Genomic DNA, 22,079 nt, shown 5'->3' with positions numbered 1-22,079 from the left:
GGTCTTTTTATGCAGTGGAGAAGGGTTCGAATAATTATGTTTATCTGGGTGAGAATAGGGAAGAAGGAATGCTAGTGTATAAAATTTTCTTATGAACAGAAGGAATGTAAAGAGGTGTAAAATGAAGAATGTAACACTGGTTTTCTGGATTTCTTTGGCCCTGTGCATCGTGCTGGTTTCCTGGGGAGCAATTGCGCCAAGTCAGCTCAATGCAGCAACGGCATCCATCACTACTTTTATATCCAATACCTTTGGATGGTATTATCTTGTCATCATAATGATTTTTTTAAGTTTTTGTGTGTATTTAGCTCTTTCACGTTACGGACAGATCAAACTCGGAAAGCCTGGTGAAAAACCGGAATTTACGTTGCTCTCCTGGTTTGCCATGCTGTTTAGTGCAGGTATGGGAATGGGTCTTGTTTTTTGGACGACAGCAGAACCTATATCACATGCATTTATCAGTACACCAGGAAGTGAAGAAGGGTCCGACAGAGCTGTACAGGAGGCGCTGCAATACTCCTTCTTCCATTGGGGAATCCACGCATGGGCCGTTTATGCGATAGTCGCACTCGTCCTGGCTTACTTTAAATTTCACAAGGGATCAAAGGGATTAATCAGTGCAACCCTTATTCCGCTTTTCGGTGAAAAAAGAATGAATGGAATCGCCGGAAAGTTAATTGATTCACTGGCTGTCATCGCAACAATTGTTGGGGTTGCATCCACACTTGGATTTGGTTCCGCGCAGATAAACGGCGGGTTATCGTTTCTCTTCGGCACCCCGGAAACATTCAGCTTCCAGCTTCTGATACTTGCGCTTGCCACGCTTCTGTTTATCGGATCAGCCTGGTCAGGGATCGGCAGGGGAATTAAATACCTAAGCAATATTAATATGGGACTGGCATTTATTTTGCTCCTGCTGCTGCTTATTGTAGGTCCGACACTTTATATTTTAAATATGTTTACAAGCACCATGGGTGGTTATATTTCTAATTTTTTCGATATGAGCTTTCATTTGGAGCCGTTAGATAAGGATAATCGTACATGGATTAATAATTGGACCATATTTTATTGGGCATGGTGGATCTCATGGTCGCCATTTGTAGGGATTTTTATTGCCAGGATCTCCAGAGGACGTTCCATTAAAGAATTTATTTTAGGGGTTCTTTTTGTACCGTCCGTTGTCTGCTTTATTTTCTTTGCCGTATTTGGTGTTTCAGCGCTGAATCTCGAGCAGAAAGGGATCGCTGCTATCTCAGATTTTTCTCTGGAAACAGCCACCTTTGGGATGCTTGAACAATATCCGCTGGGAACATTGATGTCGATTATCACCATCTTTGTGGTCGCAATTTTCTTTATTACATCAGCTGACTCGGCAACCTTCGTGCTTGGCATGCAGACTACAGATGGTTCACTCAATCCGTCTAATGGGGTTAAAGTTACATGGGGACTTGTACAATCTGCTGTGGCAGCGATTGTTGTTTATTTTGGCGGGACAGACGGCCTGCAGAATATCCTCATCATTGCTGCTCTGCCGTTTTCCATCGTTATTATTCTGATGGCTGCATCCTTTTATAAAACGGTCAGGAAGGATCCATCAATTAAAAAGAAATAATAACTATGAGATAAGCTCAGTAATGGAAGGAGAATACCTCTCGCGAACAAGATTTAATCGTGAGGGGTATTCTTTTTTGTGATGAGTTGTATTCCAATGGAAAACATGTCGGTTGATTGCAGCACGAAGGTGCTCGCTTTGCACGGCTCTAATCAGCGTTGTACAACTATCAACAGCCCGGTTAAACAGACCCCAAAATTATTTATATTGACAGAAAAATCCCGTGGTGATACGATCAATTTTGTTCTTTATAGAGAATGAAATGGGTGAATTTCAGCGAATGACGGGTTTGCAGGTTTGTTCTTTTATAAGAACAATTACAGTGAGAGGGGATAGATGAATGAAAATGGAATGGAAAGCGCCGGTACTTGAAGTGCTGGAGGTAGAAAAGACGATGAAGGGGTGGACTACCCCAAAACCGCCCAAAGAGCCTGGCGACAAGGAAGAGCCGGGATTGCTGGACAGCTAAATTGATATAAGCATGGATGGTTGAAAGGCAAAAGCTCTTATCGTTTTTAGGTATAGGAGTTTTTGCTGCACCCCAATAAAAGAGGTGAGTGAAAATATTTGAAATCGTGAAAAAACCCAGACAGCAAAAACAGTTTGAACAGACATGGGAATATTTTTGCCGTCAGTTTGGCTGGTACAACGATCCATATTCGAAAAATGGTGTGCGATACAATTTATTGCTGCCGGCAAATCATAATAAAATGGGTAAAAAAGTAATAGGGACAATCGAGTTTATTCCTTATGATCCAGCCAATCCCGACAGTACCGTTGAGGGAGAGTCAAGATACAAATTCTCAGGGGTCCAAAAAATTATAGAGAACAAAGATCGAGTGTGGGAAATTGATAAACTGTGTCTTCATAAAGATTTTCATCGCTTAGGCTACTTTTCTCATTTCATTACGGTCGTTCATGACCACGCGATCACTCACAATCCCAAATTCTATGTCGCCATTGTAGAGAACAAACTGTACCGTATGCTTTCAATGATGCTGGGTTCGTCGATTGTAAAACAGGGTGATCCCATTCCTGGTCCTTCCACCTCGCTTGTTCCTGTCATTATCAACATTGAAGACATACGCCACAATGCATCACTAGCCGGTAAGCTGATGAGCATGGCAGTCCTCAAGGAATCTCCAAAAAAGAAAACGATTACAGGTTTTAAAAAGGTTAAAAAGATCTTTTTTATTGAACGATTGGTTCCTAAGAAATAAGATATTACGGTTGACATGTTCTTTATAAAGAACTACAATAATATAGGAATAACGAAATGAATAAAGATTCCGATTCATCTCTTTTTTTAAATAAAATGTTCTTTATAAAGAATATTTCTGATATGGAAAATTGGAGAAATGAAGGTGATAACAGTGGCAGAGAAAAGCAGCAATCGTTCACAAACCTTGCTGATTAGAGATATTAATCTATCTGAGTATTTTAATGTAATTAAAAAGAGGTTATGGTTAATCGCTCTGATCGTTATAATCACTGCTTCAGCCGGCTATTATTACAATCAGTTAAATAACGTGTCCCTCTATCAGAGTTCTACCAGAATGATTATTTCAAGCGACAGTGAGTATACGAAAACACTAATGGTTATGATTAAAGATCCCATTGTCATGGGTAATGTGATCAATGAGCTGAAGCTGGAAAAATCTCCTCAGGGACTTGCCAGTCAAATAGAAGTGATGAGAATTGATGAGTCTCAAGTGGTACAAGTACTTGTCACCGATACAAATCCACAGCGAGCCGCATCCATTGCAAATATTACAGCCAAGGCATTTAAAAGTGAAGCAAACGCCATCCTGGATTTTAAAGATATCCAGTTACTGTCTGGCGCCATTGTGAATCCCTCTCCGATTAATGAATCTCAGAATAAAACCATCCTGTTTGCAGCCGGATTTGGTTTGATTGTTGGAGTGGGTCTTGCCTTTTTCCTTGAAAGCCTCGACGGAACCATACGGAGAGAAAAGGAAGTAGAAGATCTTCTGGGAATACCGGTTATCGGAGTAGTTCCAAATTTAAATAAAAAGAAATTACTTATGCAAAAAAGAAACAGTTCAACTTTGAAGCTAAGGGGTGAAATCATTGATATTAAAAAGAAAGCTTCAGGGAACGACTCCTGAGAAAAGAAATTTAGCTACATACTTATATCCTGATTCCCATATAGCGGATCAGTTCAGAACGATCAGAACGAATATTCGGTTTATAACTGGTGAAAGCGACCAAAAAGTGTTTCTAATTGCTTCACCGGGAACAGGAGAAGGAAAATCAATCACGATTGCCAATCTTGCGGCATCGATGGCTCAGCAAAAAGAGAAAATCCTGCTTATTGATGCCAACCTCAGAAGTCCGGTACTGCATACCATTTTTAACCTGCCGAATGAAAAAGGCATAGCGAATATGCTCAAACAGCGCATTTCATTGAAGGATGCGGTAAGCCATTCAGAAATCGGGAAACTGGATGTGTTAACGAGCGGATCGGTCACCTTTAATCCTGCTGAAATTCTCGGGTCAGAGTCAATGAAGGATTTATTAGCAGCTGCCTCAAAAGATTATGACGCAGTGCTCATTGATGCCCCAAGTGTGCTTGAATACACGGAAACCAGGGTTTTAGCGCATTATTGTGATGGTGTTCTCTTATTATTAAAGCGTGCAAAAACAGAATTGGAAAAAGCCTCAGAAGCAATCCGTGTTTTAGAGCTTGCCCACTCTCAGATCGTTGGCGCCATTATAAACGATAAATAAAAGAAAAAAATTTAAGCTCGTTGTTCTTTATTGAGAATATAGTATTCTCTTTTAAGTTTATACATTGGTGATGTCTCCTTACTGTTATCAACGGAGGCACTCGATCATGCTGTGGGTTGAAATAAACCTTAGACGCGCGTCGTCGCTGGTATGGGGTGAGGATGGGTTAAATGCCCATATTTTTACTATAAAGTATTGATGTGTGCAGTTTCGAAGAAAACTTTGCACATCAGTACTTTATTTTATTTATTGGCTTGCAAGATTACTAGATGAGGGAGGGGGGGATGGATATGTCTTACAAACAAAGACTTTCACTGTTTATTTTAATTGACTCGTGCATTGTACTGACAGCTGTATTTATTAGCGGTTTTCTTGTTAATGGAGATATTCATGTGCTGACCTATCCGGTTCTTCTAAGTTCGATCGTTCTTTTAACCAGTCATCTGCTATTTTCTATAAAACTAAAACTTTATAAAAAAGCCTGGGAGTATGCAAGTATTGGAGAATTGGTGATTGTGTGCAAGGTTGTCACCTATTCAATATTGATGGCACTTGGTGCTCAGCAGATTGTTCTGCAGGAAATTTCCTTTCGCCTGCTTGCAGTCACCTGGCTGCTTCATTTGCTGTTAATCGGAGGATCGAGATTTATGTGGAGAATGTATCTGGATCAGGTAATCAACCGTTATCCTAATCGAAAAAGAACTTTGATTATCGGAGCGGGTTCGGCAGGAACGATGGTCGTCAGGCAGCTCCTGCATAATAAGGACTGCGATCTGATACCTGTCGGCTTCATTGACGATAATACTAGAAAACACAATCTCGATATCATGGGGGTACCCGTGCTTGGCGGAGTGGAATCCATTGTCCCTTCTGTAGTGGAGCTCAAGGTAGATAACATCGTCATTGCGATTCCCTCTCTTCGAAAAAGAGAACTAAACAAGATCTTTCATGAGTGTGCCAAAACAAATGCAGAAACGAAAATCCTGCCTATGCTGGAAGATCTCGTGACGGGAAAGGTATCTGTTAATCAGGCAAGAGATGTCCAGGTAGAGGATTTACTGGGACGAACGCCGGTTAAAATGGATATTGAATTGGTGTCGGATACCATTGAAGGAAAAGTGGTTCTTGTCACCGGTGCAGGAGGATCCATTGGCTCAGAAATTTCGCGGCAGATTTCACGTTTTAATCCGAAGCGGCTTATTTTACTGGGGCACGGGGAAAATAGCATCTATACAATTGAAATGGAATTAAAAGAACGTTTTAAAGAATCTTCTATCGAATTTGTCACAGAGATAGCGGATTTACAAGATTCAAAGAAAATGATGAATGTTATGAGAGTCTATAAACCAAATGTGGTCTACCATGCTGCAGCCCATAAGCATGTGCCGTTAATGGAACGAAATCCAGAGGAAGCAGTTAAAAACAATATGATTGGCACGAAAAATATCGCAGAAGCAGCGAGCTGGTATGGAGTTGAAACCTTTGTCATGGTTTCAACGGATAAAGCCGTTAATCCTACTAGCGTCATGGGAGCCTCTAAAAAACTGGCCGAAATGATTGTTCAGCAAATGGATCAGGTCAGCGACACCAAATTTGTTGCCGTTCGCTTTGGAAATGTATTGGGAAGCAGAGGAAGTGTCATTCCTCACTTTAAAAAGCAAATTGAGCGAGGGGGGCCGGTTACCGTTACCCATCCGGACATGATCCGCTACTTTATGACGATCCCTGAAGCATCCAGATTGGTCATACAGGCAGGATCACTTGCTCAGGGCGGAGAAATATTTGTTTTAGATATGGGAGACCCTGTGAAAATAGTCGATCTGGCTAAAAATCTGATTAAACTATCCGGGAATTCCCTCGATGATATTGAAATCAAATATACCGGAATACGGCCGGGTGAAAAGCTGTTTGAAGAACTGCTGAAAGAAGATGAAGTAAGGGAAGAACAGGTGTATCCCAAAATTTATGTTGGAAAAACGGCAGAGCTTTATATAGAAGAAATCGAACAGATCATTGCAGGCTATTCTTCACTGAGCAGAGACGCACTGAGAGAATTATTGCTGGAGCTGGCGAACCGCCAAACTGCTCCTGAACAAAAAGAGATGATCCCACTATCAAGCTAAAGGAGACAAACGCGATGAAAGTAAGAAAGGCCATTATTCCAGCTGCAGGATTAGGCACGAGGTTTTTACCGGCTACCAAGGCCATGCCAAAGGAGATGCTGCCAATCGTCGATAAACCGACGATTCAGTATATCGTGGAAGAAGCGATTGAATCAGGCATTGAAGACATCATCATTGTCACAGGGAAAGGGAAAAGAGCAATTGAGGATCATTTTGACCACTCGTTTGAATTGGAACAAAATCTGTTTGATAAAGGAAAGCTGGACTTGTTGAGCGCCGTTCAGAAATCATCAAATATGGTGGATATTCATTACATCCGTCAAAAGGAAGCCAAAGGGCTGGGACATGCCATCTGGTGTGCTAGGAAATTTATTGGCGATGAACCTTTTGCCGTGCTGCTTGGCGATGATATTGTACAGGCTGAAAAGCCCTGCTTAAAGCAGTTAATGGAGCAGTACAACCGCTACAAAGCCTCGATCATCGGTGTGCAGACAGTGAAGGAAAAAGATGTCTCCAGATACGGAATTGTAGAAGGCAGTGCGATGAACGACCGGCTGTACAATGTGAGGAACCTGGTTGAAAAGCCGAGTGTGGAAGAAGCACCTTCCAATCTTGCCATCCTTGGCCGCTACATCTTAAGTCCAAAAATCCTGGATATATTAAGCAATCAAAAACCGGGAGCGGGAAATGAAATTCAATTAACGGATGCAATTGCTGAATTAAATCATCATGAAGCGGTTTATGCCTATGAATTTGAAGGCAGCCGCTATGACGTAGGAGAAAAAATGGGATTTATACAAACAACCATTGAATTTGCCCTTAAGCGGGATGAACTTAGATTTGAGCTGCTGGAATATCTATCAACAGTCCTGGAAAAAGAAACAGCTAATTAACCTTAGAAAAGGAGGGGACGCATTTGGCAGGCAAGGTGCTTTTTTGTGCAACGGTTGACTATCATTTTAAAGCATTTCATTTACCCTATATGCAATGGTTCAAGGATCAGGGCTGGAAGGTGGATGTAGCAGCAAAGGGAGATATTGAATTGCCCTTTGTCGACAGCAAATACAATATTCCAATCCAGCGTTCTCCCTTTTCAAAAGGTAATTTTGCAGCTTACAAGCAGCTGAAATCGATTATGGATCAGGAACAATACGATCTTATCCACTGCCATACCCCGGTTGGCGGAATGATGGCAAGACTGGCCGCAAGAGCGTCAAGAAAACACGGAACCAAAGTCATCTATACCGCACATGGCTTCCACTTTTGCAAGGGAGCACCGCTGTTAAACTGGATGATCTATTATCCTATCGAAAAGGCCATGTCCCAATTGACGGACTGCCTGATAACCATTAATCACGAAGATTATGAGCTGTCCCAAAAGCGATTTAAATTGCAAAAAATCGAGCATGTGCGGGGTGTTGGCGTCGACACCAATTATTTTAAGCCAATAACCGAACAGGAAAAATTCCAGCGAAAACAGTCATTTGGTTATAAACCGAATGACTTTTTATTATTTTACGCAGCTGAATTCAACCGTAATAAGAACCAGCGATTCTTACTTCACTCGCTGGCTTTAATGAGTGAAAAACGTCCCGATATCAAGCTGCTGCTGGCAGGAGAGGGACCCCTGCTAAAAAAATGCAAAGAGCTTGCAGAGGAACTTGGCATCAGCGGACGCGTTCGTTTCTTAGGATTTGAAAAGGATATCCGGGATTGGATCCAGCTATGCGATGTAGCCGTCGCATCCAGTGACCGGGAAGGCCTCCCCGTGAATGTGATGGAATCGATGGCCTGCGGTCTTCCGGTCGTCGCCGTAAACAACAGAGGGCACCGCGAGCTGGTACAAAACAATGTAAACGGCTGGCTTGTCGAGCCGGATGACCATGTGGACTTTAACCGAAAAGTAATTATGTTTTTCGATAATGAAGAAATCAGGCAGCAATTTGGAGAAAAAGGAAGACAGATCATCATCAGCACCTACAGCATCCCTCAGGTGCTAACCCAAAAAAGTGCGATCTATGAGTCCTTTATGGAGAAGGAGGGTGTTAAATGGATGGCCCGTTAAGAGTACTGCATGTTGTGGTCAATATGAACCGCGGCGGCGCAGAGACACTGATTATGAACCTTTACCGGAATATTGACCGTACAAAAATTCAGTTTGATTTCCTGACCTGTTACGAAGGGGTGTTTGATGAAGAAATTAAACAGCTGGGCGGAAAAATCCACCGCATTCCCTATGTAACAACGTCAGGTCACCGCACCTATATTAAAAATCTGAACCAGTTTTTCACGCATCACCCTTATAAAATTGTTCATTCCCATATGGATAAGATGAGCGGGTTTGTGCTGAGGGCAGCAGCACGCGCTATGATTCCAGTTCGCATCGCGCATAGCCACAACACAAGCAGTGAAGGTGGCCTGTTAATTAAAACGTATAAATGGATGGCCGGTAAAAACATTCCGAAATATGCAACGGCCTATTATGCCTGCTCTACAAAAGCCGCATCCTGGCTTTTTGAAAAAGAATCATCCAGGTCCCATATTTTAAAAAATGGGATCGAATGTGACCAGTATATGTACTCTCCTGCAAAAAGGGAGAAAATGAGAAAGCTGTTTCATTTACAAGACGGCGATTTAGTAATCGGACATGTTGGAAGATTTAATCAGCAGAAAAACCATTCCTTTTTGCTGGAAGTTTTTGCAGAGGTGGTGCAGATCGTGCCGGATGCCCATCTGTTTTTAGTGGGGGGAGGGGCACTGCAGCACAGTATTGAGAAGAAAGTACAAGACTTAAAGATCTCCAAAAATGTTCATATGCTCGGCATTAGAGATGATATTCATCTGGTCATGCAGGCATTTGATGTATTTGCCTTTCCTTCCTTGCATGAAGGTCTTCCTGTAACGTTAATTGAAGCGCAATGTGCAGGTATTCCATGTGTTATTTCTGAAACAATCTCAGATGAAGCTGATTTGGAATGTGGATTAATTAGTGCTCTTCCGATAACAAATAAGAAGATATGGGTGGAGGCGCTGCTGAATATAAGAGCACAACAGCCTTCAAGAATTAAAACAGAAAAAATAGTCAGCGAGCAAGGGTATAATATTCGCCAAACTGCTGTCCATACACAGAACGCTTATTTAGAACTTGGGGGTGTTGGCAGTTGAAAATGCTGACTGTCTTTACGCCAGCCTATAACCGGGCTTACTGCCTCGGTAATTGTTATGAAAGCCTGAAACGCCAAACGTGTAAAGATTTCATCTGGTTAATTGTTGACGACGGATCGACGGACGATACAAAAGAAAAGGTGCAGGCATGGATCGATGAAGGGGCTGTGGTAATTCACTATCACCATCAGGAAAACCAGGGGATGCATGGAGCGCACAATACGGCTTATGAACTGATTGTTACAGAACTGAATGTCTGCATCGATTCAGATGATTTTATGCCCGATAATGCTGTAGAAAAAATTACGCGCTATTGGCGTGAATATGGAAATGATGAAGTGAGCGGCATTGTCGGGCTGGATGCTTTCACAGACGGTGAAATAATAGGGACCCCGTTACCAGAGGGTATGAAGCGTTCTACTCTATTAGATTTATATGAAAAGCATGATGTAAAGGGAGATAAGAAGTTAGTATACCGCACTGAACTGACAAAAAAATATCCCTACCCTATTTTTGCGGGAGAAAAATACGTGGGCTTAGCTTATAAATATTATTTGCTTGACCTTGAGTATGAACTGCTTCTGATGAATGAGGTCATCTGTATTGTTGAATATCTTCCGGATGGTTCTTCCGTTAATATGCTAAAGCAATACCTGACAAATCCAAAAGGGTTCGCATTTTACCGTAAAGAGTTAATGAAGCTGCCGTCAGTTGGAATGGCATTTAAGTTCCGTCAGGCCATTCACTATGTATCAAGCAGCATGATCAGTAAAAATAAGAACTTTTTGAATGAATCACCAAGTAAAATTCTAACCCTTTTTGCGCTTCCTTTAGGTGCAACGCTTTATTTATATATCACCAGAAAAGCGATGACCGCTTCATAGCATGTTGGTTCATGTGAAGGAAAGGATTCTGTTATGACCATACTCTGGATTAATCTTTTATTTGTTTTTGTCCTTGCTCTATTTGCCCGTTATGCTGCAGTTCCGGCAGGTTTCAGGGGATCGGTCATCCCTATTCAAGTAAACCGGCTGCTGGTCTTTCTTGCTGCTTCAACCCTGGTCATTGTTTCAGGATTAAGATCGAATATAGGGGATACATTTAATTACGTAAATATATACACGGATAATCAATTTACGTGGGAATACGTGGTCGCGAATAAAGATATCGGCTTTGGCATTTTACAAATGCTTCTTCAAAAAATATCAGCTGATCCGCAGATCATGATCTTTACAGCAGCATTAATTACAAATGTATTAATCACAGTGGTGTTATTTCACTATTCACGAATGATCGAGTTAAGCCTTTTTGTGTATATAACTGGGGGCTTTTTTCTTGTTTCAATGAATGGGATCAGACAGACGCTGGCTGCTGCAATTGCGTTTTGTGCAACCAAGTATTTGTTAAATGGGAATTTCCTTAAATATGCAATTATTATTGGCTTAGCTTCCACCATCCATCAGAGTGCACTTATCTTACTTCCTATTTATTTTATGGTGCGGGTAAAAGCCTGGTCTAAAGCGACAGTTGGACTCGTTTTGTTATCTTTATCCATTGTAATTGGATTTGAACAATTCACTTCCCTATTATTTTCAGCTATTGAAGATACTCAATATGGAGCTTATAAGGATTTTGACGAAGGCGGAGCAAGTTTCCTCCGTGTAATCGTTGCTGCAGTTCCTCTTGTTGTTGCTTTTTTGGGAAGAGAGAAGCTGCGCGTGATTTTTCCAAAAAGCGATGTCTTTGTAAACATGACGCTGCTGAGCATTGTCTTCTTGCTCGTCTCCACCCAAAGCTGGATATTTGCACGATTTGCATTGTATTTTAACTTGTATCAGCTCATTTTATTGTCCTGGATCGTTAAGCTTTTCAGAGAAAAGGATGAAAAATTCGTCTATTTTATGATTCTGGTTTGCTACTTTGGCTATTACTACTATGAATCGGTTGTGAGCTTAAACATTTTGTATAAAAGCAATTATTTAACTTGGTAAAACAGTGATGACTTTGGCTCAGCCAGGGTTATTTTTTTATGAGGATTGTTATCTGAAGGAGGAATCACGAATGACCATTCTGGTAACCGGCGGTGCTGGCTACATTGGCAGCCATACATGTGTGGAACTTCTTGCAGCAGGATACGACATCATTGTGGCTGATAACTTCAGCAATAGTAACCCTGAGTCTCTGAAACGCGTAGCGGAACTTACCGGTAAACTATTCACCATTTCCAAAGTGGATCTGCAAAATCGGCAGCAGGTGGAGAAGTTATTTTCATCTAACAAAATCGACGCCGTTATCCATTTTGCCGCCTATAAAGCGGTTGGAGAATCTGTTGAATTTCCGTTGAAATATTATCAAAATAATCTTGCTGGAACGATGGTACTGCTGGAAACAATGGAAAAGTTTCACGTGAAAAAATTCGTTTTCAGCTCCTCTGCCACCGTCTATGGAGCAACCAATCATATGCCTATTACAGAGGATGAACAGATAGGTTCCACCAATCCTTATGGGCGGACAAAGGAAATGATTGAAGATATGCTGCAGGATATCTATCAGGCCGATCCATCCTGGTCCATTGCCATACTCCGGTATTTTAATCCGGTAGGCGCCCATAAAAGCGGCCGGATCGGAGAAGATCCCAATGGCATTCCGAATAACCTGCTCCCTTATTTATCACAAGTTGCGATCGGCAGGCGTGACGTACTTACCATTCACGGCAACGACTACCAGACAAAGGATGGAACAGGGGTGCGGGATTATATCCATGTGGTTGATCTGGCAAACGGTCATATTAAAGCGCTGGAAAAAATTCAAAAAACACCGTTCATCAGTGCCTATAATCTCGGCACAGGCGTCGGGATCAGCGTGCTTGAAATGGTCAGGGCCTTTGAACAGGCGTCCGGTAAGACCATTCCATTCCACATCGGGAACAGGAGACCCGGGGATGTGGCCATTTGCTATGCAGATCCTGCAAAAGCCCGCGCGGAGCTGGAATGGACTGCAACAAAATCCATCAGCGAGATGTGCGAAGACACCTGGAGATGGCAGCTGCAAAATCCGGAAGGCTACATAACTGAGAAGGTGTCGATCGAAGCATCCGGTGCGTAAGAAATAATTTGAATCGATTTTAGGAGTTAGATGCTTATGAAACGCATGTTTGATCTGATCAGTTCGGTGCTGTTATTTATCCTGCTTTTGCCCATTTTTCTGGGCACAGCCATTGTGATTGCCTTAAAAATGGGAAGACCTGTTTTCTTCACGCAGCAGCGCCCCGGGTTAAATGGAGACCCCTTTTACCTTCTTAAATTTAGAACGATGCTGAATTCAACGGACAGGGAAGGAAATCTGCTCTCAGACAAGCAAAGATTGACACACTTAGGTGCCTGGATACGAAAATACAGCCTGGATGAACTGCCTCAGCTGCTGAATGTAATAAAAGGGGATATGAGTCTCGTTGGTCCAAGGCCATTACTAATGGAATATCTGCCGCTTTATTCAGCAGAACAGAAGCTTCGTCATCTTGTTCGACCCGGCATCACAGGCTGGGCACAGGTGAATGGCAGAAACTCGGTCAGCTGGGAGGAGAAATTTGCAATGGATACCTGGTATGTAAACAATCGAAACGCAATTTTAGACAGCAGGATCTTACTTTCCACCTTTATAAAGGTTATCAAAAAAGAGGGTATTACCCAAAGCGGTCATGTAACGATGGAAAAATTCACAGGATCCAAAGACGTGGTGTAACGATGAAGATCATCATTATCGGAAACGGCGGACACAGCAGTGTAGTTCAGGATCTTATATCTAACTTTGAAGACTTAACAATCCACGCTATTCTGGATGACAGCTTACAGGAAAGAAGGACGGCTGAAGGTGTGATTTATGGCCCGACCTCTGAGTTAGCTGATGTATTTCAACAAAACAGCACAAAAGTTATTATCGCCATCGGAAATAACGCCATTAGAAAAAGACTGACAGCTCAATTCAAATTGAATTCAGAAGACTATATTACCCTGACCCACCCAACAGCTGTAGTAAGCAGGCGGGCAAGCATTGGAAACGGCACAGTAGTCATGGCAAATGCAGTCATTAATGCAGGTGCAGTAATTGGAGATCATTCCATTATCAACACAGCCGGCATTGTTGAGCATGACAGCCTGATGGAAAGCTACATCCATCTGTCGCCAGCAGCAGTGTTAACAGGAAACATAAAAGTTGGCGAAGGGGTTCAAATTGGAGCGGGAGCCACTGTGATTCCCGGAATGTCAATTGAGGAATGGTCAGTGGTGGGGGCTGGTGCTGTTGTCACCAAATCCATTTCAGCCTTTCAAATGGCAGTGGGATGTCCGGCAAAAGTGATTAAAAGTATAAGAAACATGGAGCGGATTTCATAGAAGGAGGCATGTGCTGAATGAACTCAAGAATCTATTTGTCACCACCGCATATGAGTGGAAATGAACATCAATATATCAATGAAGCATTTCGCACCAACTGGGTTGCACCGCTGGGCCCTAACGTCGATGAATTTGAACAGCAGACTGCGGCGGCTGCAGGTGCAAAAGGTGCTGTTGCTCTTAGTTCAGGTACAGCTGCCATTCATCTGGCTCTGGCATTGCTTGATATATCAACTGGAGATAAGGTTTTTTGTTCAACCCTTACCTTCGTAGCCAGTGCCAACCCTATTTTATATCAGGGAGCAGAACCGGTCTTTATCGACTCTGAGCCCCAAACGTGGAATATGTCACCGCAAGCACTTCAGCTGGCGATGGAGGAAGCGGCTTTAAAGGGGAGGCTCCCAAAAGCAGTAATCATTGTTAATCTCTATGGACAAAGCGCCAAAATGGATGAACTGGCTGCAATTTGTGACCGTTTTGGAGTACCTATCATTGAGGATGCAGCTGAATCCTTTGGTTCCACCTATAAAGGCAAACCGAGCGGGAGCTTCGGAAAATTTGGTGTTTTTTCTTTTAACGGCAACAAAATTATTACAACGTCAGGCGGAGGAATGATAGTCTCCAATGATCTGGAAGCGCTGGAACGCGCAAGGTTTCTCGCCACCCAGTCTCGTGATCAGGCCACGCATTATCAGCACAGCCAGCTTGGCTACAATTACCGCATGAGCAACCTCTTGGCGGGTGTTGGAATAGCGCAGCTTCAGGTGCTGGAATTGCGGGTTGCTGCACGCAGGAAAATCTTCAGCCGCTATAAAAAAGAGCTCGGACATATTCCCGGTCTCACGTTTATGCCTGAATTACCCCAAACAAAAACAAACCGCTGGCTCAGCACGTTAACCATTAACGAAGAAGTTACAAGAGTAAGCGTGAAAGATATCCTTTCATCGCTATCAGAACAAAACATCGAGGCACGACAGGTGTGGAAGCCGCTGCATCTTCAGCCTTTATTTAAGGATGCGGCGTATTACCGCCATAACCAGGATGAAGATATCGCTGAAGAACTATTTAACACCGGCATTTGTCTGCCTTCAGGATCAAATCTGTCAGAGGATGACCAAACGAGAGTGATTACACAAATCAAAGACGTCCTGCAAGGTGCAGCCGTAAAACGTGGTGCACTGTGAGGAAGAACGATGAGGTACTTTAGATGATTGGAGAAAACATTATTAAGCTTAGAAAAGAAAAAGGATTAACCCTCTCAGAACTGGCTGAAAAAGCGGGAGTATCAAAATCTTACTTAAGTAATATTGAACGAAACCTTAAACAAAACCCATCCATTCAAGTCATGGAAAAAATCGCCTGGGTGCTGAGAGTGGATTTAAACCAACTGCTCGAAGAATCAGCCGTTTTTAAAACAGACGATAAAGAATTAGCCTACTTTATAAAAGAGCTGATCGACCATGACATTAGCAAAGAACAGTTAAGGGAACTTAAACTGATTTTTGAATTTACGAAGTGGAAGAAGGAGCGGGATAAGGGGTTGGGTTATTAAAAGGAGGCAGCATGAAATGACTACAATTCCAAAGCGAATACACTACTGCTGGTTTGGAGGCAAGGAAAAACCAGAACAGATCAAAAAGTGTATGAACAGCTGGAGAGTTCACCTTTCCGAGTATGAAATTATCGAATGGAATGAAAGCAACTTTGATATGAACAGTAACCCTTACATCAAAGAGGCTTATGAAAATAGTAAATTTGCTTTTGTAAGTGATTTTGTGAGAGTCCATGCCTTATATACAGAAGGCGGTATTTACCTGGATACTGACGTAGAAGTATTTAAACCATTTGATGATCTGCTTCATCATGAGTCTTTTTGGGGATTTGAACAGGAAGATTTTATAGCGACAAGCACTATCGGAGCTGCTAAAGGAAATAAATTAATAAAAGTATTCTTAGATTCGTATCAAAATAAAAACTTCTTAAAAGAAGATGGAAGTCTCAATGAAGAAACAAATGTAGCGATAGTAACAAAGATAGTAAGCAATTACGGGGTCATTATGAATGGGGATTTTCAGGAAGTAGAGGAGATTGGAGCTTTTTATCCACAGGTTTTTTTCTCGCCCTATGATTATATTAATTGCAGAAACTTTAAAACAGAAGCTTCTTATGCAATGCATCACTATTATAAAAGCTGGTTATCTCCTAAAGCCAAATTAAAAAGCCGTATAAAAGAAACAACTGCAAAATTAATTGGCGGTGAGAATATTTATAAAATCAGAAACCTAGTTTCAATTGCCAGGAGGTTACTATGAAAAAGATTCTGATCGCCTCTTTTGATATGGAAATAGGGGGAGTTGAAAGAAGCCTGGTAAGCATGCTTAATAATTTTGACTATGAAAATTACCAGGTGGATTTAATGTTATATAGGCATCAAGGTGATCTTATGAACCTGTTGTCTGAAAAAGTAACTTTATTAAATGAAGTTCCTCAGTATACAACTTTTAGAAAAACCATATTGGAAAATATAAGAGAAAAACAAGTTGCTATTGCAGGTTCGAGGATCCTTTCTAAGGCTGTGGCTTCAGTAAAAGGCAGAGTAGGTAAAATAAGTGAGCCGGGCTATTACCAAATGCAGCTCATGTGGAAGTACGCACTTCCGTTCCTTCCAAACCTCGAAAAAGAGTATGATGTCGCCATCAGCTACCTGTGGCCTCACTATTATGTGGCCGAAAAAGTTAAAGCCAAAAAGAAAATTGCATGGATTCACACTGACTTCTCTACAATCCAGACAGATGTAAAAATGGATTTAAAAATGTGGAATAAATTCGATTATATAGTAGCTGTTTCTGAGGCGTGTAAGGAATCATTTGTGAATAAATATCAGGAGTTAAGAAAGAAAGTTATAGTGATTGAAAACATTACATCACAAGATTTTATCAGTAGTATGGCGGAAGAAAATGTTCAAAATCCATTAGTATCAGATCAAAGATTCAAGATTATTACAGTAGCTAGGCTTTCTCATGCAAAAGGTATTGACCAAGCTGTTAGAGCATTAAGGATACTGAAAGATAAAGGATTTAATAATATCGTTTGGTATGTAGTTGGTTATGGGGGAGAAGAAATGATGCTAAGGAAATTAATAAATGATAATGATCTTGAAAAGGATTTTATCCTCCTAGGCAAAAAAGTTAATCCATATCCCCTGGTAAAAGCTGCAGATCTTTATATCCAACCTTCAAGGTATGAGGGCAAGGCTGTTACCGTCGGAGAAGCACAGATTCTTGGGAAACCAGTAATTATAACAAATTACCCTACTGCTACAAGCCAGCTTCAAAGTAATGTAAATGGATATATTTGCGAAATAACTGATAAAGGAATAGCGGATGGAATTGAAAAATTGTATAACGATGCTCAATTAAGGGAGTCACTTGCTCAAAAGTGTAGAGATAGTAATTTCGATAATTCAGTGGAGATGGAAAAAGTATATGGTCTGGTTAATTAACTAAAGAGGAATGATAGGATGACTTTAGATGTAAGTATAATTGTTCCTGTTTATAATTGTGAGTTATATATAACTAACTGTATGGAAAGTATACTTAAACAAACCTATTCAAATATAGAAATCATTATTATTAATGACGGTTCAACCGATAATACTGAAAAAGTAATTAAAGATTACTTATTGATGGACGAGAGAGTTAAATACTTATACCAGAAGAACAGTGGCCCTTCTATGGCACGTAATTTAGGCATTGAAGCAGCTAGTGGAAAGTATTTAGTTTTTGTGGATGCAGACGATACAATTGAAAAAAAATATGTTGAACAATTATATCAAAAAATGATAGTTTCAGACGCAGATCTGGTTTGCTGCGGGTATAAAGATATATCAAAATATGGAATAATCGAACACTCGGATTTTAAGTTTGAAAACACACAGTCTATTCATCTAATGATGAAAATGGTATGTCAGGGAACAGGTGGCGTCCTATGGGGGAAAATGTTTAAAAAAGATCAAGTTCAAGTAAATAACTTGAAAATGAATCAAGACTTATTTATGAACGAAGATCTTATATTTGTGCTTGAATATGTTTCATTAAGTAAATCATTTTCAGCTTTGGAGGAGTATTTGTACAACTATAACAGGATGAATGAAAAGAGCATAACCGCTAATTTAGATATTAGTTACACTAATAATTTTATTTCAGTTTGTATACTGTTGGAGAAAATCCTTGATCGGACCAACTTTGAAACAACTGAAAAAGATAAAATAATCCTACGCAAAATACAAGACTTTGTTATTAATATTGTTAATCAACAGAGCAATGACCTCAAAAATATAGGGTTAGTTAAAGCGGTAAGAAACATTAAACAAGTCGTACAGATTTATTATATAAATTCCAAAGTGAATGAATTTTCAACGCAGTTATATTTTGAAAAACCATACATTTATCTATTGAAAAAAAGATTTATACTGCCTGTCCTATTCTATAGCCAACTAATTAATGCTTTAAAAAAGATAAATAATAATCTTATTAGAAAGAAAGTGGTTCTATGAAAGAACAACTTTTGTTTGTAATTGACTCATTGAATATAGGTGGCGCCGAAAAAAGTTTAGTCGCGTTGCTAAACATGATTGACTCATCAAAATATGACGTTGACTTGCTCCTTTTTAAAAAGGGGGGAGAGCTTGATAAGTATCTCCCTCACTATATTAATCTCTTACCCCAACCAGAATACTTCATGTATTTAAATCAAAGAAACGCAATCAATAAACACTTTTTACTATATAAAATTAAAACATCAATAGCTTTACGTATAAATAATTTTAATAATAAACCTATCCATAGTGAGCAAGTGGTTTATAGATCTATACAAAATATCCTTCCTACGTTAGAAAAAAAATATGATGCGGCAATTGCTTACAGTCAAGGAATGCCAACCTATTTTGTATCAAATAAAGTAAAGGCTAATAAAAAACTTGCTTGGATAAATACTGATTATATCAACACGCTATATCACAAGGAAATTGATTATCAATCTTACAAAAATATTGATTCAATTATTACTGTTTCAAACTATACAAAAGAATCTGTATCAAATACCAACGAAGAGTATAAAGGTAAAGTTGAGTTAATATTAGACATTATTAACCCCAGTACGATCATTGAAATGGCTAAAGAAGATGGGGGTAGTGAGATTGATCGTTCAGTCATTAAACTCTTAACTGTAGGACGGCTGGAAAAAGTAAAAGCGTATGATAAAGCTATTAAGGCAGCTAAGCTATTAAAGGATTCCAATTTTAAATTTAAGTGGTATGTCATTGGTGATGGGGCAGAAAAGCAAAATCTTGAGCAAATGATAAACCAACATGATTTGGATGAAGAATTTATTTTGTTAGGAAAAAAAGAAAATCCCTACCCTTATATAAAAGCCTGTGATATCTATATTCAAACCTCCGCAAAAGAAGGGTTCGGCTTGACAGTTATGGAAGCAAAGATATTAAAAAAAGCTATTGTTTGTACCGATTTCCCTACGGCAAAAGAAATAATTAATCATGAAATTGACGGGTTAATAGTCGAACATGATATAAAAAGTATCTATCAAGGCATAAGGAGATATTTAAAAAATGATGTCTTCAAAAAAAGTATAGAAAACGCGCTGGAAAGAAGTAAGCCTTATAGTTCAATTAATCAAATTACTAAGTTTTATAATTTAATAGAGAGAGGGGATTCCAATTGAAGAGAATCTTTGTAGATGTTTATTTAGCATTTAATTTAGGCGATGACCTTTTTTTGGATATCTTAGCTGCTCAGTATCCAGACTGTGAGATCACTCTAAATCATGTGGGCAGTAACTATGATGAGTTTATTAAAAATTATAATAATATAAAGAGGAAAAAATATAACTTAATCAACAAGATTACTCAACGATTGAAAATAACTGATTCAATAACGGACTATGATCGAGTAGCAGAAGATCATGATGTTTTAGTTTTTCTAGGTGGATCTATATTTAGAGAAGAAGAGTATCATAAAAGCTTATATGAAGAACGACTGAAAATGGTTAATGAATTTAAAATAAGGAATAAGCCAACCTTTATTTTGGGGGCTAACTTTGGGCCATATCATACTAAAGAATTTGTTGAAGATTATAAAAAACTTTTCAAATTATGCGAAGATGTTTGTTTTAGAGATACAAAGTCATACAATTTGTTCAGCGAACTTCCCCAGGTAAGATATGCGTCAGATATTGTTTTTCAACTGGATGTAAATGAGTATAAGATGACAAAGAAGAAAAATATTATTGGTTTTTCGATTATTGATGTAAAACATAAAAAAGGTATGGAAAGGTATGAAGACGAGTACCTTAAGAGTACAGCCAAAGCGATAGAATTAGCAGTTTCACGTGGATTTGAATGCTGTTTGCTGTCTTTCTGTGAACAAGAAGGAGATCTTGAAATAGCTCAAAAAATAAAGAGAAATTTACCCTTAGAAATCTCAAAAAAAGTTTCTATTTATAATTATAATGGAGATTTAAAAAAAGCGTTAAGACTAATTTCCACATTTAGACTGATTATTGCAGCAAGGTTCCATGCAAATATTTTAGCATTAAAACTTCAGGTAGGACTCATACCAATTATTTATAGCAACAAAACATTAAACATGTTATTTGATTTAAATGAATTTCACATGCATATTGAGATGGATAATCTACAACTTCAATATGACAAGTCTTTTCATGATAAAGCATTAAATAAAGTAAGTGATATTAATGATGCAATAAAAAGTGCAGCTATTCAATTTGAAAAGCTAAATGAATTTATAGATTATAAGGAAGAAGTTAATTTATCATGAAACAGAAAATAATTTTTATGGTTATCAATATGAATGTAGGCGGAACAGAAAAAGCATTATTAAATATGCTGGAAGAGTTACCAGAAGAACAGTTTGATGTTACTGTTTTTATGTTAGAAAAGTACGGGGGGTTTTTAGAATCGCTGCCTAAAAGAGTTCAAATAGATTATTTAACTGAGTACAAAGAATTGAGAAATTTTATAAACCTTCCCCCAAAATCAAATGCGTTAAAAATTATTAAAGAAGGAAAATTGATTAATGGATTAAGCTTTTCAATAATTTATCTTGTCTCTAAAATCACCAAAAATAAAAGTCTATTTTATAAATACCTCCTTAGAAATGTATCAGTTCTAAAAAAGGAATATGATATTGCTGTAGCTTATGCTGGTCCAATGGACTTCATAAGCTATTTTGTTAGTCATAAAATTAAGGCAAAGAAAAAGGTTCAGTGGATTCATTTTGATGTTACAAAAATTGGGATAGATTCTAAGTTTATGAATGATATTTACAAAAAGTTTAATACGGTGTTTACTGTTTCGCATGGAGCAAAAGAAAAAATTATCCAATTAATCCCAAGTTTAAAAGGAAAAACTGAAGTTTTTCACAACATAGTATTGCCAACTGAAATATTAAATCTATCCAAAGAGCATAAGGGATTCAGCGACAACTTTGAAGGGATACGGATTCTAACAGTTGGCCGTTTAAATGAAGAAAAGGGACAGGATCTTGCTATTAAGGCTATGGCTAAATTAATTCAAGAAGGATTTAATATTAAGTGGTATTGCATTGGTGAAGGAAGTTCTAGAAAGAAATATGAACGGTTAATAGCAGACAATAATCTTCAAGATCATTTTATTCTTTTAGGCTCTAATCCAAACCCATATCCTTATATGGCTCAATGCGATATATATGTTCAACCTTCGAGGCATGAGGGGTATTGCATTACCCTGACTGAAGCGAAAATATTAAGAAAGCCTATAGTTACAACCAACTTTATAGGCTCAGATGAACAAATAGTTAGCGGGAAGACTGGTCTGATTACAGAACCTGATGAAGAAAAACTTTATTTTGCGATAAAAAAAATGCTTAATAATTCTAAGATAGGTACTTACTTTAGTGACAATTTGTCCAGCAGCAGCTTTAAGAAAGTAAACGAAATGCAACGATTAATACGTTGAATGTA

The 22,079-nt window shown here is 39.3% G+C and carries 22 protein-coding genes; all 22 read left to right on the top strand.

Annotated elements, in window-relative coordinates:
• The first annotated feature begins 121 nt into the window (after window positions 1–121).
• Window positions 122–1,612: a BCCT family transporter gene (locus E2R51_RS11470; RefSeq protein ID WP_133377217.1), complete on the top strand. Its 1,491-nt coding sequence runs from the start codon at window positions 122–124 to the stop codon at window positions 1,610–1,612.
• Window positions 1,613–1,952: 340 nt separating this feature from the next.
• Entirely contained in the window at window positions 1,953–2,081 is a 129-nt protein-coding gene (locus tag E2R51_RS11465) for a paeninodin family lasso peptide (protein ID WP_133377216.1), read from the top strand.
• Window positions 2,082–2,169: 88 nt separating this feature from the next.
• A complete protein-coding gene (locus E2R51_RS11460; RefSeq protein WP_133377215.1) occupies window positions 2,170–2,832 on the top strand; it encodes a hypothetical protein in 663 nt (220 codons plus the stop codon).
• 144 nt (window positions 2,833–2,976) lie between these two features.
• A complete protein-coding gene (locus E2R51_RS11455; RefSeq protein ID WP_240733058.1) occupies window positions 2,977–3,741 on the top strand; it encodes a YveK family protein in 765 nt (254 codons plus the stop codon).
• Entirely contained in the window at window positions 3,695–4,363 is a 669-nt protein-coding gene (locus E2R51_RS11450) for a CpsD/CapB family tyrosine-protein kinase (protein WP_483299933.1), read from the top strand. Before E2R51_RS11455 ends, E2R51_RS11450 begins: the two co-directional genes overlap by 47 nt.
• Window positions 4,364–4,653: 290 nt before the next feature.
• Window positions 4,654–6,486 carry a polysaccharide biosynthesis protein gene (locus tag E2R51_RS11445; protein WP_133377212.1) on the top strand — a complete coding sequence of 611 codons (1,833 nt, stop codon included), beginning with the start codon at window positions 4,654–4,656 and terminating at the stop codon, window positions 6,484–6,486.
• Between the two features lie 14 nt (window positions 6,487–6,500).
• Window positions 6,501–7,379, top strand: coding sequence for a UTP--glucose-1-phosphate uridylyltransferase GalU (galU, locus tag E2R51_RS11440; RefSeq protein ID WP_133377211.1), 879 nt, complete (start codon window positions 6,501–6,503; stop codon window positions 7,377–7,379).
• A gap of 23 nt (window positions 7,380–7,402) precedes the next feature.
• Complete coding sequence (locus tag E2R51_RS11435) at window positions 7,403–8,551, top strand: glycosyltransferase family 4 protein (protein ID WP_133377210.1); 1,149 nt, start codon at window positions 7,403–7,405, stop codon at window positions 8,549–8,551.
• The gene (locus tag E2R51_RS11430) at window positions 8,536–9,651 is read left to right on the top strand and encodes a glycosyltransferase family 1 protein (protein WP_133377209.1); all 1,116 of its coding nucleotides are present in this window, start codon (window positions 8,536–8,538) and stop codon (window positions 9,649–9,651) included. The genes E2R51_RS11435 and E2R51_RS11430 overlap by 16 nt, the downstream gene beginning before the upstream one ends.
• Window positions 9,648–10,535 (top strand): glycosyltransferase family 2 protein, encoded by an 888-nt coding sequence (locus E2R51_RS11425; RefSeq protein WP_133377208.1) that lies wholly within the window; start codon window positions 9,648–9,650, stop codon window positions 10,533–10,535. The genes E2R51_RS11430 and E2R51_RS11425 overlap by 4 nt, the downstream gene beginning before the upstream one ends.
• Window positions 10,536–10,568: 33 nt before the next feature.
• Entirely contained in the window at window positions 10,569–11,642 is a 1,074-nt protein-coding gene (locus tag E2R51_RS11420) for an EpsG family protein (protein WP_133377207.1), read from the top strand.
• A gap of 70 nt (window positions 11,643–11,712) precedes the next feature.
• Entirely contained in the window at window positions 11,713–12,756 is a 1,044-nt protein-coding gene (galE, locus tag E2R51_RS11415) for a UDP-glucose 4-epimerase GalE (RefSeq protein WP_133377206.1), read from the top strand.
• A gap of 36 nt (window positions 12,757–12,792) precedes the next feature.
• Window positions 12,793–13,392: a sugar transferase gene (locus E2R51_RS11410; RefSeq protein ID WP_304999973.1), complete on the top strand. Its 600-nt coding sequence runs from the start codon at window positions 12,793–12,795 to the stop codon at window positions 13,390–13,392.
• Window positions 13,393–13,394: 2 nt separating this feature from the next.
• Window positions 13,395–14,042, top strand: coding sequence for an acetyltransferase (locus E2R51_RS11405; protein WP_133377204.1), 648 nt, complete (start codon window positions 13,395–13,397; stop codon window positions 14,040–14,042).
• A 17-nt stretch (window positions 14,043–14,059) separates the two neighbouring features.
• Window positions 14,060–15,226, top strand: a complete 1,167-nt coding sequence (locus E2R51_RS11400; RefSeq protein ID WP_133377203.1) for a DegT/DnrJ/EryC1/StrS family aminotransferase — start codon at window positions 14,060–14,062, stop codon at window positions 15,224–15,226.
• Window positions 15,227–15,249: 23 nt separating this feature from the next.
• Window positions 15,250–15,594 carry a helix-turn-helix domain-containing protein gene (locus E2R51_RS11395; RefSeq protein ID WP_133377202.1) on the top strand — a complete coding sequence of 115 codons (345 nt, stop codon included), beginning with the start codon at window positions 15,250–15,252 and terminating at the stop codon, window positions 15,592–15,594.
• A gap of 16 nt (window positions 15,595–15,610) precedes the next feature.
• Entirely contained in the window at window positions 15,611–16,354 is a 744-nt protein-coding gene (locus E2R51_RS11390) for a glycosyltransferase family 32 protein (RefSeq protein WP_133377201.1), read from the top strand.
• A complete protein-coding gene (locus E2R51_RS11385; RefSeq protein WP_133377200.1) occupies window positions 16,351–17,544 on the top strand; it encodes a glycosyltransferase in 1,194 nt (397 codons plus the stop codon). The genes E2R51_RS11390 and E2R51_RS11385 overlap by 4 nt, the downstream gene beginning before the upstream one ends.
• Window positions 17,545–17,562: 18 nt before the next feature.
• A complete protein-coding gene (locus E2R51_RS11380; protein WP_133377199.1) occupies window positions 17,563–18,597 on the top strand; it encodes a glycosyltransferase family 2 protein in 1,035 nt (344 codons plus the stop codon).
• A complete protein-coding gene (locus E2R51_RS11375) occupies window positions 18,594–19,781 on the top strand; it encodes a glycosyltransferase (RefSeq protein ID WP_133377198.1) in 1,188 nt (395 codons plus the stop codon). Before E2R51_RS11380 ends, E2R51_RS11375 begins: the two co-directional genes overlap by 4 nt.
• On the top strand, window positions 19,778–20,896 hold the full coding sequence (locus tag E2R51_RS11370; protein WP_133377197.1) for a polysaccharide pyruvyl transferase family protein: 1,119 nt from the start codon (window positions 19,778–19,780) through the stop codon (window positions 20,894–20,896). The genes E2R51_RS11375 and E2R51_RS11370 overlap by 4 nt, the downstream gene beginning before the upstream one ends.
• Window positions 20,893–22,074: a glycosyltransferase gene (locus tag E2R51_RS11365; protein ID WP_133377196.1), complete on the top strand. Its 1,182-nt coding sequence runs from the start codon at window positions 20,893–20,895 to the stop codon at window positions 22,072–22,074. Before E2R51_RS11370 ends, E2R51_RS11365 begins: the two co-directional genes overlap by 4 nt.
• Window positions 22,075–22,079 lie beyond the last annotated feature (5 nt).

The organism is Jeotgalibacillus sp. S-D1 (assembly GCF_004358665.1).
GTDB lineage: Bacteria > Bacillota > Bacilli > Bacillales > Jeotgalibacillaceae > Jeotgalibacillus.
This window is presented reverse-complemented; position numbering and strand designations above follow the sequence as displayed.